Source organism: Pseudomonas sp. V98_8, assembly GCF_029967975.1.
GTDB lineage: Bacteria > Pseudomonadota > Gammaproteobacteria > Pseudomonadales > Pseudomonadaceae > Aquipseudomonas > Aquipseudomonas umsongensis.
Window position 1 is genome coordinate 14,886 of sequence record NZ_JASCAE010000006.1, and the last position, 13,232, is coordinate 28,117.

Genomic DNA, 13,232 nt, shown 5'->3' on the forward strand with positions numbered 1-13,232 from the left:
CTCACGCGTCCTTCTGCTTGGTGCCGAAGATCTTGTCGCCCGCATCGCCCAGGCCCGGGATGATGTAACCGTGTTCGTTGAGCTTCTGGTCAATGGACGCGGTGTAGATGATCACGTCCGGGTGAGCTTTCTCGACCACGGCAATACCTTCTGGTGCAGCGACCAGGACCATGGCACGGATGTCTTTGCAACCGGCTTTTTTCAGTAGATCGATGGTGGCTACCATCGAGCCGCCGGTGGCGAGCATCGGGTCGATGATCATGGCCAGGCGTTCGTCGATTTCCGGTACGAGCTTCTCGAGGTAGGTGTGGGCTTCGAGGGTTTCCTCGTTGCGGGCCACGCCCACGGCGCTGACTTTGGCGCCCGGGATCAGGCTCAGCACGCCTTCGAGCATGCCGATACCGGCACGCAGGATCGGCACGACGGTAATTTTCTTGCCGGCGATTTTCTCGACCGACACGGTGCCGCACCAACCTTCGATATCGTAGGTTTCCAGCGGCAGGTCTTTGGTGGCTTCATAGGTCAGCAGGGCGCCGACTTCCTGAGCGAGCTCGCGGAAATTCTTCGTGCTGATGTCTGCGCGGCGCATTAGGCCAAGTTTGTGACGGATCAGCGGGTGGCGGATCTCGAGGATGGGCATGGGAAAGGCTCCGGCGGCGGGCAAAAAAACCGGGCTAGATTAATCTATCCGAGGGTGATGTCCTATAGACATAGAGTACGTTAGTCCACAATCGCTTGATCTGGCCTCACTTGATGCGTACCTTTGCCGACTTTTCCGAAACTGCCCCCCCTGGAGAGCGCTATGTCCGCTGATCTCGAGCATATCCGTCAAATCATGCGAGAGGCTGACTGCCTGTACACCGAAGCTGAAGTCGAGGCGGCCATCGCCCGTGTCGGTGCGCAAATCAACGAACAATTGGCGGACAGCAATCCGGTGGTGTTCTGCGTGATGAACGGCGGGTTGATTTTCTCCGGCAAACTGCTCACCCATCTGCAATTCCCGCTGGAAGCCTCCTACCTGCACGCCACCCGCTATCGCAACGAAACCAGCGGCGGCGAACTGTTCTGGAAAGCCAAGCCTGAAGTGTCGTTCATCGACCGAGACGTGCTGATCATCGACGATATCCTTGACGAAGGTCACACCCTGGGTGCCATCATCGACTTCTGCAAGCACGCTGGCGCGCGTAAAGTGCACACTGCCGTGCTGATCGACAAAGACCACGACCGCAAGGCTCGTCCGGACCTGAAGGCGGATTTCGTCGGTTTGCCGTGCATCGACCGTTACATCTTCGGCTACGGCATGGACTACAAAGGCTACTGGCGCAACGCCAACGGGATTTTTGCCGTTAAAGGAATGTAAGACATGACCTCGCCTCGCTTTCTTGACCACACCCTGTTCGCCGAATTGGCCGAGAAAGCGGCGGCCAACCCTCGTGGACGCCAGCATCACAACTTCCACCAGATGGAAGACGCCTGCCATCGCATGGCCGTGGGCTTGCAACCCTCGACGTATATCCCGCCTCATCGTCACCTGGGCGACAACAAGGCTGAAACCTTGCTGGTGCTCAAGGGGCGGCTGGGCGTATTGATCTTCGATGAGTCGGGCGCAGTCCTGAGCAAGACGGTGCTGCAGGCCGGTGGCGACTGTGTCGGCGTGGACTTGCCTACGGGCGTGTTCCACGGGCTGGTGGTGCTCGAAGCCGATAGCCTGATGTTCGAGTGCAAGGCGGGTCCCTATCGCCCGGTGGGCGAAGGTGAACTGGCGCACTGGGCGCCACGTGAAGGCGAACCCGGTGTTGCCGAGTATCAGGCCTGGATGCGCGCGCAGTTCGATTGATCACTTGGAGCTTTTCATGAACCTGTTGATCCGTTGCTGCGCCGCCCTGTTGCTGACCCTCAGCCTGCCCCTGGCCGCCGCCCCCGTGCCCATGCACGCTCAATTCCTGCCGCCGGACGACTTGGCCCTGCGTGATGCGCAACCAGAGCAGCAACAACTGCTGCAAGTCACCGAGTATTCGGTGGTGGTCGGCAGTCAGCGTCAGTCCAGCCAGCAGCCGATCCCCGTCACCTCGCCGCTGATGATCCGCCTCAAGGGCAAATCCTTGAACAAGGGGGCGACCATCAGTCAGGTGCTGGTCAATTTCGATGGCGAAAGCAAAAGCCTGAAAAAACCGCTCTACGACGAAAAGAGCAAGACGCTGACGCTTTTTTACCCGCAGGCTCAATACCGGGTAATCATGGACTTGTTGCGTAACGACACGGTGTATTGTCAGTTTCTCAGCTACGCCAACGGCCACATCTGGGCCGATCTGCACACCGGGGCTGTTCGTCCGCGTTGAGCCCGGCGCCCGCGCAGGGGTAAACTGCCCGCCCCGTGAAATGTCTGCGAGCTGGAGTCGGCAATGCGTAAAGATAAGAAACAAGTGATTGGTGACGAGATCGGCGATGAGCAGATCAAGTTGTTCCTCGATTTCGAACCGGTCGACGCGACTTCTCCGTCCCTGCACAAGCTGATCAAGGCGTACCGTGGTCTGCGGATCGACGACTTCGAGCGTTTCCTGACGTTCTTTGTCGAGGCCGGTTATGACGTGAACGGCAAGGACGAACATGGCAAAACCTTCATCGCACTGATCCAGGATCAGCGCAATGCACAGGAATACATCGAGCTGATCGAAAAGGCGCGCGGCTGATCCATCTGTGGCGAACCTCGCCACAAAGTCAGGTGGAACAGCGATATTCGTTTCATCCGGCATAAAAAAAACGCCCCGCCATCAATGATGGACGGGGCGTTTTTCATGGGGCCGGATCAAGCGTAGCTTTCAGTCTCGCTGCTGGCTTCAACCAGTTCCAGGGCGACGTTGTTCTGCGTGTTGATCTTGCGATAGAGCGCCGCGTCGGTTTCGAGGACTTTCTCCCGCGCCGGGAAGATCTCTGCCAGCTTGGCAGCCCATTCACCCTTGGCTTTGCCCGGGAAGCATTTTTCGATCAGTTCCAACATGATCGAAACCGTTACCGAAGCACCTGGCGAGGCGCCGAGCAGGGCGGCAAGGGAACCGTCCTTGGCCGCGACCAGTTCGGTACCGAATTGCAGGACGCCGCCTTTTTTCGGGTCTTTCTTGATGATCTGCACCCGTTGGCCGGCCACTTCCAGGCGCCAATCTTCGGCTTTCGCTTCAGGGTAGAAGCGACGCAGGGACTCCAAGCGCTGCTCCATCGACTGCATTACTTCGCTGACCAGGTACTTGGTCAGGTCCATGTTGTTTTTCGCCACCGCCAGCATCGGGCCGATGTTGCCAGCGCGAACCGACATCGGCAGGTCCATGAAGGAGCCGTGCTTGAGGAACTTGGTGGTGAAACCGGCGTATGGTCCGAACAGCAGGGATTTCTTGCCGTCGACGACGCGGGTGTCCAGGTGTGGGACGGACATCGGTGGCGAGCCCACGGCAGCCTGGCTGTAGACCTTGGCCTGGTGGTGCTTGACCACTTCCGGGTTGTCGCAACGCAGCCATTGGCCACTGATCGGGAAACCGCCGAAGCCTTTGCTCTCTTCGATGCCCGAAGCCTGCAACAGCGGCAATGCCGCGCCACCCGCACCGAGGAAGACGAACTTGGCGTCGACTTCACGGCTGTTGCCGCTGTTGACGTCCTTGATGCTGACGGTCCAGCCGCCGTTGTTGCGCTTGAGGCCGGTTACGCGCTTGCAGTATTTGACCTGGGCATCGGGAGCGCTGGTCAGGTGCTTGAGCAACTGGTTGGTCAGGGCACCGAAGTTGACGTCGGTACCGTTGATCACGCGAGTGGCCGCAAGAATTTCACCAGGATCGCGCCCCGGCATCATCAGCGGCATCCACTCGGCCATCTTGGCCTTGTCTTCGGTATATTCCATATCGGCGAAGGCGTGGTGCTTATGCAGCACGTTGAAGCGTTCCTTGAGGAACGACACGCCGCTCTCGCCCTGCACGAAACTCAGGTGTGGCACCGGGCTGATGAATGATTTGCACGAGCCGAACGTGCCCTTCTTGGTCAGGTATGACCAGAATTGCTTCGACACCTCGAACTGGGTGTTGATGTGCACGGCTTTCTTGATGTCGACGGTGCCATCGGCAGCCTGCGGCGTGTAGTTCAGCTCGCACAGGCCGGCGTGACCGGTACCGGCGTTGTTCCACGGGTTGGAACTCTCCGCGGCACCGGAATCCATCAGCTCGACGACTTCCAGCTTGATCGCGGGGTCGAGCTCTTTGAGCAATACCGCGAGGGTGGCGCTCATGATGCCGGCCCCTACCAGTACTACGTCGACTGCTTCGTTATGCGCCATTTAACGCGTCTCCAAAATCTGCAGCACCAAATTGACGGCATGGCTGCCAGGAGTGACGGGGCGTGTCTGTGTTGCCCCAGGTACCCATGGCAGGATCGCCATGTCCGAATCTTCGCAATTTTTCGCAACTTCGACGGACGCTACCTGCCGGGTCTAATAAGAGTCCCATGAACTCATTTCAACGTGCGACTGGCAATTCGACTTATGGTCGATACATCCGCTTGTGCAACCAAATCCGTAGCGGACAGGCTTCAGGCTCCGGTATTCGAGGTGTACTCGGTCCTGTGTCGTTGGGCTGTACTGGACGCTAATGGTGCATATTCAGACGCAAAACTATTCATTTGCTCGCCACACTCTTGTGAAGTTGTGAAAACCCGTTTTTTTCACGCTCTTTTGAAGACGTGAACCTCAAAAAAGGGCTGTCCCAGCCTGGCACCGTGCCCGGATGATTGGTCGCCAGGGGGAACCCAGGCAGGCAATACGGGCAAACAGCTCAGTGACCGAGCGTAATGACAGCTCTGCAGATTCGCGAAAAGTGGAGGTTGTGCTTGAGGAACAGCAAGCGCGCCAGCTTCACTCGATCTGTGTGGGCGGCTCTCTGTGGGCGGTGCGGGGTGCCAAAACCGAAGCATTGACGATGCTGCGAGGCCCGATCAGGAGACGTCCTTATAATCGGGGGGAGATTGTAGCGAAGAAACGCAGGGAATTGGTCGTGTTTAATGACTTTTATTAGGCGTCTGGTCAGGTCGCCATCAGGTTTTGTACCCGTGAGCGCGATGGGGGCTGGCTGACACGCGCACTGGCGGGCAGCGGTTGGTGCAACCAGTTGAGGCGAATTTCTTCGATTTCGACCCAGCCATCGCCCATGGGCTGGAGGCTGCACTGCTTGAATGCCTGGCAATGCCCGTTGCTGTCGAGCAGGGCAAAGCTGCGGTGCCTTGGGCGTGGGGCGAACAGCGAAACGAGAAAGCGCATGGCAAAGTACCTTCTGAGTGACTGTTATCAAGAATCGCAGTGAGCCGTTACGTGCAAGTGTAGGGAGGGTGACAGTTGCGTGACACGAAGGGGTTTCTGAAAGTTTTGTCAGAATTTTCTGCACTGGTTGCGCTGGTTCGCTGCAGCGGCGCACCGCTATACTGCGGACCTGTTAGTGCCTGATTCTGGAGAGAAGAGAATGTTGCAACGCCTGTTGTTCGGTTTGATCACTGTGACCAGCTTGACGTTGGTCGGCTGCGCCCACAGCCCGCAACAACTGAACCCGGAACCCAAGCTGACGGCTCAATTGGCGCCGGTTGGCCACGGCCAGCCGGTGGTGGTGCGAGTGGTCAACGGGCGCCCGTCGCCAACCCTGGGCACCCGTGGCGGCCTGTACCCGGAGACCAGCGCGATTACCGTGCAGGGCGCGCAGATCCTCCCGAAACTGCAGGCGCAGGCTGAAGCGGCCGTGCGTTTGCTGGGCTTTACCCCGACGGCGAATGCGCTGAACGCGCCACAAATCACCGTGACCCTGGCCGAATTGAAGTACCAGTCGCCGAAAGAAGGGATGTACGTGACCGAGGCAACCATTGGGGCGACGTTCCGTTCCGATGTACAGAATGCCAACCGTCGCTACAGCGGTCGCTACGGCGCGTCCCTCGACCAGCGTTTTGGCATGGCACCCAACCAGGAAACCAACACCAAGCTGGTCAGCGACGTGTTGAGCGATGCGTTGACCCGCTTGTTCAAGGATCCAACCGTGGGTCAGGTTCTCGGCGAGTAATGCGAGCCCCGTAGGAGCTGCCGAAGGTTCGGGCCGCGTTCGGACGATCTTTTGACCTTGATCTTCGGCAGTTCCAAATCCCCCAAAAGCAAAGTCAAAAGATCGCAGCCTGCGGCAGCTCCTACAAAAGGATCGCAGGCGGTCTTGAGCAAAACGGCGTTAATTGTCGGAAAGACAGGGAAGGCTGCAAGGCATTCGGTAGAATCACGGCCGCGGTCGTCGGTCGGCGTCTGCCCTACCTGTTTTGTTTGAGGTTCGTAATGTCGCTGCATTTGATGACGCTGTTTACCGCCCATCCCGCAAAATTGATCAATTTGCTGGCTTTGCTGCTGGCCTTCCCGGGCAGTTGGCTGCTGCACGCCACGCGTCGCCGCGAACAGCGCGCGATGGCCAGTCTCCAGGCGCAGCGCCAGAGCAGTCCAAGTCAGGAACCGACGCTGGATTGGGCAACCCTGCGCATGAATCGTTTTTTCTATCGCTTCGGTTTTGCCTGCCTCAGTTTGGCGCTGCTCGTATCCTGGATCAGTACGCGCGTCTGAATCATTGTGGTGAGGGGGGTGTGGTGAAGGGTTCTTTTGTGGCGAGGGGATTTATCCCCGTTCGGCTGCGAAGCAGCCGCAAACCCTGAGAATGCGATGAATCAGAAATATCGCAGTCACAGGTTTTGGGACTGCTTCGCAGTCCAACGGGGATGAATCCCCTCGCCACAATCAGTTAAAGCGGCAATCCAGCCTTGACCCGATACTGATTGCGCACCGGGTTCGCATATTGCAGCACCAGGTACGGGCGATGCTCCTCGGGGCAGGCATCCAGGCGTTGCTGCCATTGTTCCTGAGCCTTGGCCAGTTCGTCGGCCGGGAACAGCTTGCTGGCGCTTGGCACCTGCAGTTGCGGATCGGCACCTTGCCATTGGGCGTAGGCCAGGTAGTGCACCGGGAACAAGCGGTAACCGCCAAGGATCTGCTTGTCCATCTCGATCGCCAATTGCTTGGTGTCTTCGAACAACTCGGTGATGGGTGCCGCAAAGTTCACGTGCACCCGGCCCTTGTAGCCGGTGATGCCCTTGGCGATGCTCACGTCATCCTCGCCCGGAGCCTTGGTGTAGCTGCCGGTGGTGGCGCGGATGTAGAGTTCGCGGGCTTTGGCCTGGTCGCAGGGGTCGTACTCGTAGCTGATCGACACGGGGGTCAGGTTCAGCGAGCGGATGACCTCGCCGAACGGCTCGTCCTTGCGGCTCATGTGGAACATCTTCAGGATCGCCGACTCGGTGCGGTCGTCGCCGTCCTTGGCACGGCCTTCGGCCTGGGCGATCCAGATCGAGGCGCAATCGTTGCGGATCGAATGATTGATGTACGCCGACAGCAGTTGGTACGCCGCCATCTTCTCGCGACGTCCGGTGATCGAACGGTGCACGATGAAGCTCTTGTTCAAGCGCATGAGATCGCTGACAAAGGGCTTTTGCAGCAGGTTGTCACCGATGGCGATGCGCGGGGTCGGCAGGCCGGCGTGGTACACGGCGTAATTGACGAAGGCCGGGTCCATCACGATGTCGCGGTGGTTGGCGATGAACAGATAGGCACTGCCGGACTTGAATTGCTCCACGCCGGTATACGTCACACCGTCCGTGGCGCGCTCGATCGTGTGGTCTACGTAGTACTCGACTTTGTCCTGCAGGGTGGCCACCGACGTGATACCGGCGAACTCACGGCGTAGCCGATGAGCTATAAGGGGTTTGAGCGCCCAGCCTAAGGCGCCGGCAAAACGCGGAAAGCGGAAGTGGGTGAGGATATCTAGAAACGCCTTGTCGCCGAGCAGTCGTGCCAGCACCGCTGGGACTTCGCTATCGTCGTAAGGTCGGATGGCATCGAATTCGCCCATCATGCTCTCTTGTTAGAAACGGCTAGGGTAAGTAAAGGTTTTGATCGAAAACCAGCAGGGCACGGTCTGAAAAAGTAGCCAGACAAAAATAGCCCTGCAAATAGACCGGCGATTATACGCACAAGTCACCTGGGAGACCGCGATGCTGGAATCTGCGCAGTATGAATGTCCGTATTGTGGTGAAGAAGTCGAAACGACGGTGGACTTGTCCGGCGGCGATCAGACCTATATCGAGGACTGTCAGGTATGTTGTCGGCCGATCACGTTCGTGTTGCAGGTTCACGGAGAGGATTGGTTTCTTGAGGTCTTCAGTGAAAACGAGTGAGAGGCGCCCATGCAGCGAATCTACGAACCGGAAAACCTGATGGAAGGCGAGTTGCTGCAGGGCATGCTCGCCAGCGAGGGTGTCGAGGCGCACCTGGTAGGGCGCGATCTGGTGGGCGCCACGGGTGAATTGCCGATCTTCGGCCTGCTGGGACTGGCGGTGGAAAATGACCAGGCTGAATACGCCCGTGAGCTGATCACTGCGTACAATGCTGCGCTGCCGCTGTCTGGCGATGAACCGGACAGCTTTCCCGGCACGCTGGTCTGTTAGGCTGGCGTTCGTTTGATCAAGAGTCGTGCATCCCCATGTGTGGACGTTATGCCCTGTTTCGCTGGAATCGCGACTTCGCGACCCTGCCAGGTTTTCCGGCCGATCAGCAGGCCCAGTGGAACATTTCTCCCAACGATTCGGTGCTGATGCTGCGGGCAGGTCCGCACGGGCAGCGTGAACTGGCCCGTGCCCGCTGGGGCCTGACCCCGCCGTGGCTGACCGACTTGTCCCGCACTCCGGCCCATGCGCGGGCCGAAACCGTCGCCGAACAGCCGATGTTTCGCCAAGCCTTGCGCGAGCGCCGCTGCCTGTTGCCGGCCAACGGTTTCTACGAATGGCGCGGCACCACTCGCAAGCGGCCGTACTGGCTGACACCGGGGGAGGGCTCATCGTTGTTTTTTGCCGCCATCTGGGAGGCCTATCCGGTGCAGGAACAGGTGTGGCTGAGCACGGCGGTGATCACGCAACCGGCGGCGAGTCAGCGTCGACCGTTGATTCTCGATGAAGTGGGGCAGCAAATCTGGCTCGATCCCGAAACCCCGCTGCATGCCCTGCAAGCGTTGCTCGCCAGCGAACCTGCTGCGTTGCGTGAGCGGGTGCTGGCCAACATGGTCAATGATCCGAAGCTCAATGGGCCGGAGTGTCTTACGCCGGGTTGAAAAGATCGCAGCCTGCGGCGGCTCCTGCATTGGATGGGCGGGGCTGTGAATTTTTTCCTGCGTCGATGAGAGCTTTGCCTGAAAAAAACGTCTTAATTCCAGTGTATCTGGCGTCGATACATTTCCACGCCTAGGATAGGCGGCAGTTTTCATGGAGTTTTTCGATGAACAAGATTTTGGTTGTAGGTGCTCTGGGCGCAGCGCTGCTGCTCGCCGGCTGCCAGTCGGTCAATACCACCAGCGGTGGCGCCGTGGGTGTTGAGCGCAAGCAATACATGTTCAGCATGCTGTCCACTGATGAGGTCAATCAGATGTACGCCCAGTCTTATCAGAATACGGTGGGCGAGGCGAACAGCAAGGGTGTGCTGGACAAGACCAGCAGTGATGCCAAGCGCATCCAGTTGATTTCCGATCGGCTGATTGCCCAGGCTCCGGTTTTCCGTCCGGATTCGGCCCAGTGGAAGTGGGAAGTCAATCTGATCAAGAGCGATGAGCTCAATGCCAATTGTGGGCCCGGTGGCAAAATCATTTTCTATACCGGCCTGATGGACAAGCTGCAGCTGACCGACGACGAAATCGCCGCCATCCTGGGTCACGAAATCGCCCACGCCCTACGCGAGCACGGTCGAGAGGCGATGTCCAAGGCCTATGGCATCGAAATGGCCAAGCAGGGCGCCGGTGCCTTGTTTGGCCTGGGCCAGGGTAGCCTGGCGCTGGCGGATGCCGTGGCCAACTACGGCATGACCTTGCCGAACAGTCGGTCCAATGAAAACGAAGCCGACCTGATCGGTCTCGAGCTGGCCGCCCGTGCCGGCTACGACCCGAACGCTGCGATCACCTTGTGGAACAAGATGGCCAAGGCCTCGGAAGGTTCGCCGCCGGAGTTCATGAGCACTCACCCGGCTTCGTCCAGTCGTATTGCTTCGTTGCAGGCGGCGATTCCGAAAGTCATGCCGCTTTACGAGCGGGCCAGGAATCACTGATAAATATGCATTGAGACCGCTGCCGCCTTCGCGGGCAAGCCTCGATCCTACAGGGGAGCGCGTTCCATCTGTAGGAGCGAGCTTGCTCCGGGCGGCGTTCCGACGAAGAACGTTAACGCGGTCTACCGACCTACGCCGTCAAACCCACCCGCTGCTCTGCATCGCCTTGTACACCGCGACAATCGCCAGGACGAAAAACGCCGACGCGGCCAGTCGACGGATCAACGTCAATGGCAGTTTGTCCGCGGCAAAGTTACCCGCCAGAACCACCGGCACGTTGGCAATCAGCATGCCGAGGGTGGTGCCGATGATCACCAGCCACAGTTCAGGGTATTGCGCGGCGAGCATCACGGTCGCGATCTGGGTCTTGTCGCCGATTTCGGCGAGGAAAAACGCAATCAACGTGGTCAGGAACGGTCCGAACTTGCGGGCGGTACTGGCTTCGTCATCGTCCATTTTGTCCGGCACCAGGGTCCACAGCGCCGTCGCGGCAAAGCTGGCGGCGAGAATCCAGTGCAGCATCGTATCCGAGAAGAAGCTGCCGACCCAGGCGCCTACCGCGCCGGCCGCCGCATGGTTGGCCAGGGTCGCGGCGACGATGCCGGCGATGATCGGCCAGGGTTTGCGGAAGCGGGCGGCGAGAATGAGCGCGAGCAATTGCGTCTTGTCGCCGATTTCGGCCAAGGCAACGATTGCGGTGGGGACCAGTAGTGAATCCAGCATCAGGGGTTTTCCTAAGGGGCGGGTCGACACGGCTATGACACGTACAGCCTTCCCGCCCCGGGTAAGGTGTTCGTGTCATAGGTCTTGTCAAACCCTGCGATCCGTCTGAAGCGGACGCTTGGGTCGCATGCGCCATGGCCTGTTGACCAAGTATGTTGACGCATGCCGGACGAGCATGGCGCTCGTGGGAGACTACTCCCCTAGGACGGAGCGGATTCTGCCTAGGCAAAATCCATTGCGCAAGCACAAAGTTTTATCCACGTTTGGCACGGTAGATACGGAAACCCTGTCCTTCGGCCTTGATGGCACAAACCCCCAAGTGCTCTTCGATCAGCGGTTGATACTTGAGGAAGCTATTGGCTACAAGCCTGAGTTCGCCGCCGTTTTTCAGATGTTTGGCTGCTTTTCGCAGCAGGTTCTCTGTGGCGAAATAGTCGGTATGCACCCCGACATGGAAGGGTGGGTTGCTCAGGATGGCGCTCAATCCCATCGGCGCCGCATCGATGCCGTCACCTGTAATGACATCTGCCTCCAGGCCGTTGGCAGCCAGGGTCAGGCGACTGCTGGCAGCGGCAAAGGCGTCGACATCGAGCAACGTGACCTGGTTGTGGGGATAACGACGTTTTACCGCCGCACCCAACACCCCTGCGCCGCAACCGAAGTCCAGCAAGTGGCCGCTTGGCAGTTTATCCAGGTGCTCCAGCAACAGCGCACTGCCGCGATCCAGTCGGCCGTGGCTGAACACGCCTGGCAGGCTGATGACTTTCAACGGGCCTTCGGCCAGCGGCAACTCATAGGTCTGGGCCAGGCTTTCCAGCGGTTTGGCGTCGGGTGCGTTGGCCACGGTGACCAGCCACAGCTGGCAATGCCGCGCACTGTCGAGCTTGCGTGGTTTGCCGAACGGGTTCAGCTGTTTGGCTGCGCCTTCGATACCGCTTTTTTTCTCTCCGACCAGGTACAACTCGCGACCGGCCAGCCGCGAGGCGAGTGCGTTGAGGATGTAGTCGGTCAGGTCCTTGGACTTGGGTAGAAACACTACGGCGCTATCAAATGCACGCTCAGGTGCATTAACACCGAAATGGCTGCGCTCGGCAAAGCGCGCATCCAGCGCGGCCTGATCGCCGGCGTGCCAACTCCAGCCATGGGCGTCGGGCAGGCGGCCCAGCAAGTCATCGGCGGGCAGACCGGCCAACAACACCGAACCCTGGAATAATTCAGCCTGACGAAGCAGTACTTCACTGCGCGGATCCATAACTGCTCCTGTGGAAAAAAGTGCCGCAGTTTATCAACTGACGACCCGCAGCGCCTTAGCGCTGAAGTATCCCTGGGCGTTTCGGTCAACTGGCCGACGATTCGTTGCCGCGCTTCGCGACTGCCCCAGGCGTTGTGTGGGGTGACGATCAGGCGGGGAATATCGTGGGCCAGCAGTGGATTGCCGTTCACCGGCGGCTCCACGCTCAGCACGTCGGTGGCGGCACCTCCCAGGTGACCGTTGCGCAAGGCATCGGCCAGGGCCTGCTCGTCGATCAGGCCGCCGCGGGCGGTGTTGACCACGAACGCGCCGGCCTTCATCGACGCCAGTTCACGGACCCCGATGAAGTGACGGGTGTGTTCGTTGAGCGGACAGTGCAGGGTCAGCGCGTCGATTTGCGGCAGCAGCTGCTCCAGCGGCAAGCGGTCTGGCCGGGCAGGGCGACCCGGAATCTGGCCCAGCAGCACGCGCATGCCAAACGCTTCGGCCAGGCGCGCGACCGCGCCGCCCAATTCGCCGTGACCGAGCAAACCGAGGGTTTTGCCTTGCAGCTCAACGATCGGGTAATCCAGCAGGCAGAACTGTTTGGCCTGTTGCCAGCGCCCTTCACCGACGGCTTTCTGGTAGTCGGCCAGGCGCGTCGCCAGGTTGAGCAGTAGCATGATCGTGTGTTGTGCCACCGATGGCGTGCCGTACCCCTGGCAGTTGCACACGGTGACTCCGTGGGCTCGGGCGGCCTCGAGGTCGACGTTATTGGTGCCGGTGGCGCTGATCAGGATCAGTTTGAGTTCGGGGCTGGCGGCGATGGCGGCCGCGTCGATCCGGATCTTGTTGGTGATGGCGACGGTGGCGCCCTTGAGGTGTTCGACCACCTGGTCGGGCAGGGTCTGGGCAAACAGCTGCAGTTCGCTGAAACAGGCGCGCAAGGGGCTGAGGTCGAGATCGCCCAGGTCCAGGGACGGGTGGTCGAGGAAAACAGCGCGGTGAATGTTCGTCATCAACTGTACCTTTTGTGCAATGAACTGAAGGCGTAATCTGCCGAGCCTACCAGATGAAATAAATAGTTAC

The 13,232-nt window shown here is 59.4% G+C and carries 16 protein-coding genes, 1 pseudogene and 1 riboswitch; of the genes and pseudogenes, 10 read left to right on the forward strand and 7 right to left on the reverse strand.

Annotated elements, in window-relative coordinates; all coding sequences use genetic code 11:
- Position 1: 1 nt before the first annotated feature.
- Positions 2 to 640: a uracil phosphoribosyltransferase gene (gene upp / locus QLG10_RS05695; RefSeq protein WP_008060213.1), complete on the reverse strand. Its 639-nt coding sequence runs from the start codon at positions 638 to 640 to the stop codon at positions 2 to 4.
- 162 nt (positions 641 to 802) lie between these two features.
- On the opposite strand from upp, the gene QLG10_RS05700 reads away from it, so the two are divergent.
- The 4 genes from QLG10_RS05700 (at position 803) to QLG10_RS05715 (ending at position 2,690) form a co-directional block, all read left to right on the forward strand.
- Complete coding sequence (locus QLG10_RS05700; RefSeq protein WP_020799757.1) at positions 803 to 1,360, forward strand: hypoxanthine-guanine phosphoribosyltransferase; 558 nt, start codon at positions 803 to 805, stop codon at positions 1,358 to 1,360.
- 3 nt (positions 1,361 to 1,363) lie between these two features.
- Entirely contained in the window at positions 1,364 to 1,837 is a 474-nt protein-coding gene (locus tag QLG10_RS05705) for a WbuC family cupin fold metalloprotein (protein ID WP_020799759.1), read from the forward strand.
- Positions 1,838 to 1,853: 16 nt separating this feature from the next.
- The gene (locus QLG10_RS05710) at positions 1,854 to 2,339 is read left to right on the forward strand and encodes a hypothetical protein (RefSeq protein WP_282486050.1); all 486 of its coding nucleotides are present in this window, start codon (positions 1,854 to 1,856) and stop codon (positions 2,337 to 2,339) included.
- A gap of 63 nt (positions 2,340 to 2,402) precedes the next feature.
- The gene (locus tag QLG10_RS05715) at positions 2,403 to 2,690 is read left to right on the forward strand and encodes a PA4642 family protein (RefSeq protein ID WP_110751543.1); all 288 of its coding nucleotides are present in this window, start codon (positions 2,403 to 2,405) and stop codon (positions 2,688 to 2,690) included.
- A 116-nt stretch (positions 2,691 to 2,806) separates the two neighbouring features.
- On the opposite strand, the gene mqo is transcribed toward QLG10_RS05715, so the two are convergent.
- Entirely contained in the window at positions 2,807 to 4,315 is a 1,509-nt protein-coding gene (mqo, locus tag QLG10_RS05720; RefSeq protein WP_110751545.1) for a malate dehydrogenase (quinone), read from the reverse strand.
- A 741-nt stretch (positions 4,316 to 5,056) separates the two neighbouring features.
- Complete coding sequence (locus QLG10_RS05725) at positions 5,057 to 5,290, reverse strand: hypothetical protein (protein WP_110751549.1); 234 nt, start codon at positions 5,288 to 5,290, stop codon at positions 5,057 to 5,059.
- A gap of 199 nt (positions 5,291 to 5,489) precedes the next feature.
- Between QLG10_RS05725 and QLG10_RS05730 the strand changes: the two genes are divergently transcribed.
- Both QLG10_RS05730 and QLG10_RS05735 read left to right on the forward strand, forming a co-directional pair.
- Positions 5,490 to 6,074: a YajG family lipoprotein gene (locus QLG10_RS05730; protein ID WP_282486053.1), complete on the forward strand. Its 585-nt coding sequence runs from the start codon at positions 5,490 to 5,492 to the stop codon at positions 6,072 to 6,074.
- 260 nt (positions 6,075 to 6,334) lie between these two features.
- On the forward strand, positions 6,335 to 6,613 hold the full coding sequence (locus QLG10_RS05735) for a hypothetical protein (protein WP_110751551.1): 279 nt from the start codon (positions 6,335 to 6,337) through the stop codon (positions 6,611 to 6,613).
- Positions 6,614 to 6,788: 175 nt separating this feature from the next.
- Here the strand turns inward: QLG10_RS05735 and QLG10_RS05740 are convergent, their stop codons facing one another.
- Positions 6,789 to 7,955, reverse strand: a complete 1,167-nt coding sequence (locus tag QLG10_RS05740) for a 1-acyl-sn-glycerol-3-phosphate acyltransferase (protein ID WP_020799765.1) — start codon at positions 7,953 to 7,955, stop codon at positions 6,789 to 6,791.
- A 139-nt stretch (positions 7,956 to 8,094) separates the two neighbouring features.
- Between QLG10_RS05740 and QLG10_RS05745 the strand changes: the two genes are divergently transcribed.
- From QLG10_RS05745 to QLG10_RS05760, 4 genes are all read left to right on the forward strand, one after another.
- The gene (locus tag QLG10_RS05745) at positions 8,095 to 8,277 is read left to right on the forward strand and encodes a CPXCG motif-containing cysteine-rich protein (protein WP_110751552.1); all 183 of its coding nucleotides are present in this window, start codon (positions 8,095 to 8,097) and stop codon (positions 8,275 to 8,277) included.
- 9 nt (positions 8,278 to 8,286) lie between these two features.
- A complete protein-coding gene (locus tag QLG10_RS05750; protein ID WP_020799767.1) occupies positions 8,287 to 8,547 on the forward strand; it encodes a DUF2007 domain-containing protein in 261 nt (86 codons plus the stop codon).
- Positions 8,548 to 8,582: 35 nt separating this feature from the next.
- Positions 8,583 to 9,206, forward strand: coding sequence for an SOS response-associated peptidase (locus tag QLG10_RS05755; protein WP_110751554.1), 624 nt, complete (start codon positions 8,583 to 8,585; stop codon positions 9,204 to 9,206).
- A 164-nt stretch (positions 9,207 to 9,370) separates the two neighbouring features.
- Complete coding sequence (locus QLG10_RS05760; protein ID WP_110751556.1) at positions 9,371 to 10,189, forward strand: M48 family metallopeptidase; 819 nt, start codon at positions 9,371 to 9,373, stop codon at positions 10,187 to 10,189.
- A 138-nt stretch (positions 10,190 to 10,327) separates the two neighbouring features.
- On the opposite strand, the gene QLG10_RS05765 is transcribed toward QLG10_RS05760, so the two are convergent.
- The 3 genes and pseudogenes from QLG10_RS05765 to QLG10_RS05775 form a co-directional block, all read right to left on the reverse strand.
- Positions 10,328 to 10,912 carry a TMEM165/GDT1 family protein gene (locus tag QLG10_RS05765; protein WP_020799770.1) on the reverse strand — a complete coding sequence of 195 codons (585 nt, stop codon included), beginning with the start codon at positions 10,910 to 10,912 and terminating at the stop codon, positions 10,328 to 10,330.
- A 90-nt stretch (positions 10,913 to 11,002) separates the two neighbouring features.
- Positions 11,003 to 11,125: riboswitch (yybP-ykoY riboswitch) on the reverse strand.
- Positions 11,126 to 11,165: 40 nt separating this feature from the next.
- Positions 11,166 to 12,164 (reverse strand): class I SAM-dependent methyltransferase, encoded by a 999-nt coding sequence (locus tag QLG10_RS05770; RefSeq protein WP_083349743.1) that lies wholly within the window; start codon positions 12,162 to 12,164, stop codon positions 11,166 to 11,168.
- A 33-nt stretch (positions 12,165 to 12,197) separates the two neighbouring features.
- A pseudogene (locus tag QLG10_RS05775) lies at positions 12,198 to 13,162 on the reverse strand (2-hydroxyacid dehydrogenase).
- Positions 13,163 to 13,232 lie beyond the last annotated feature (70 nt).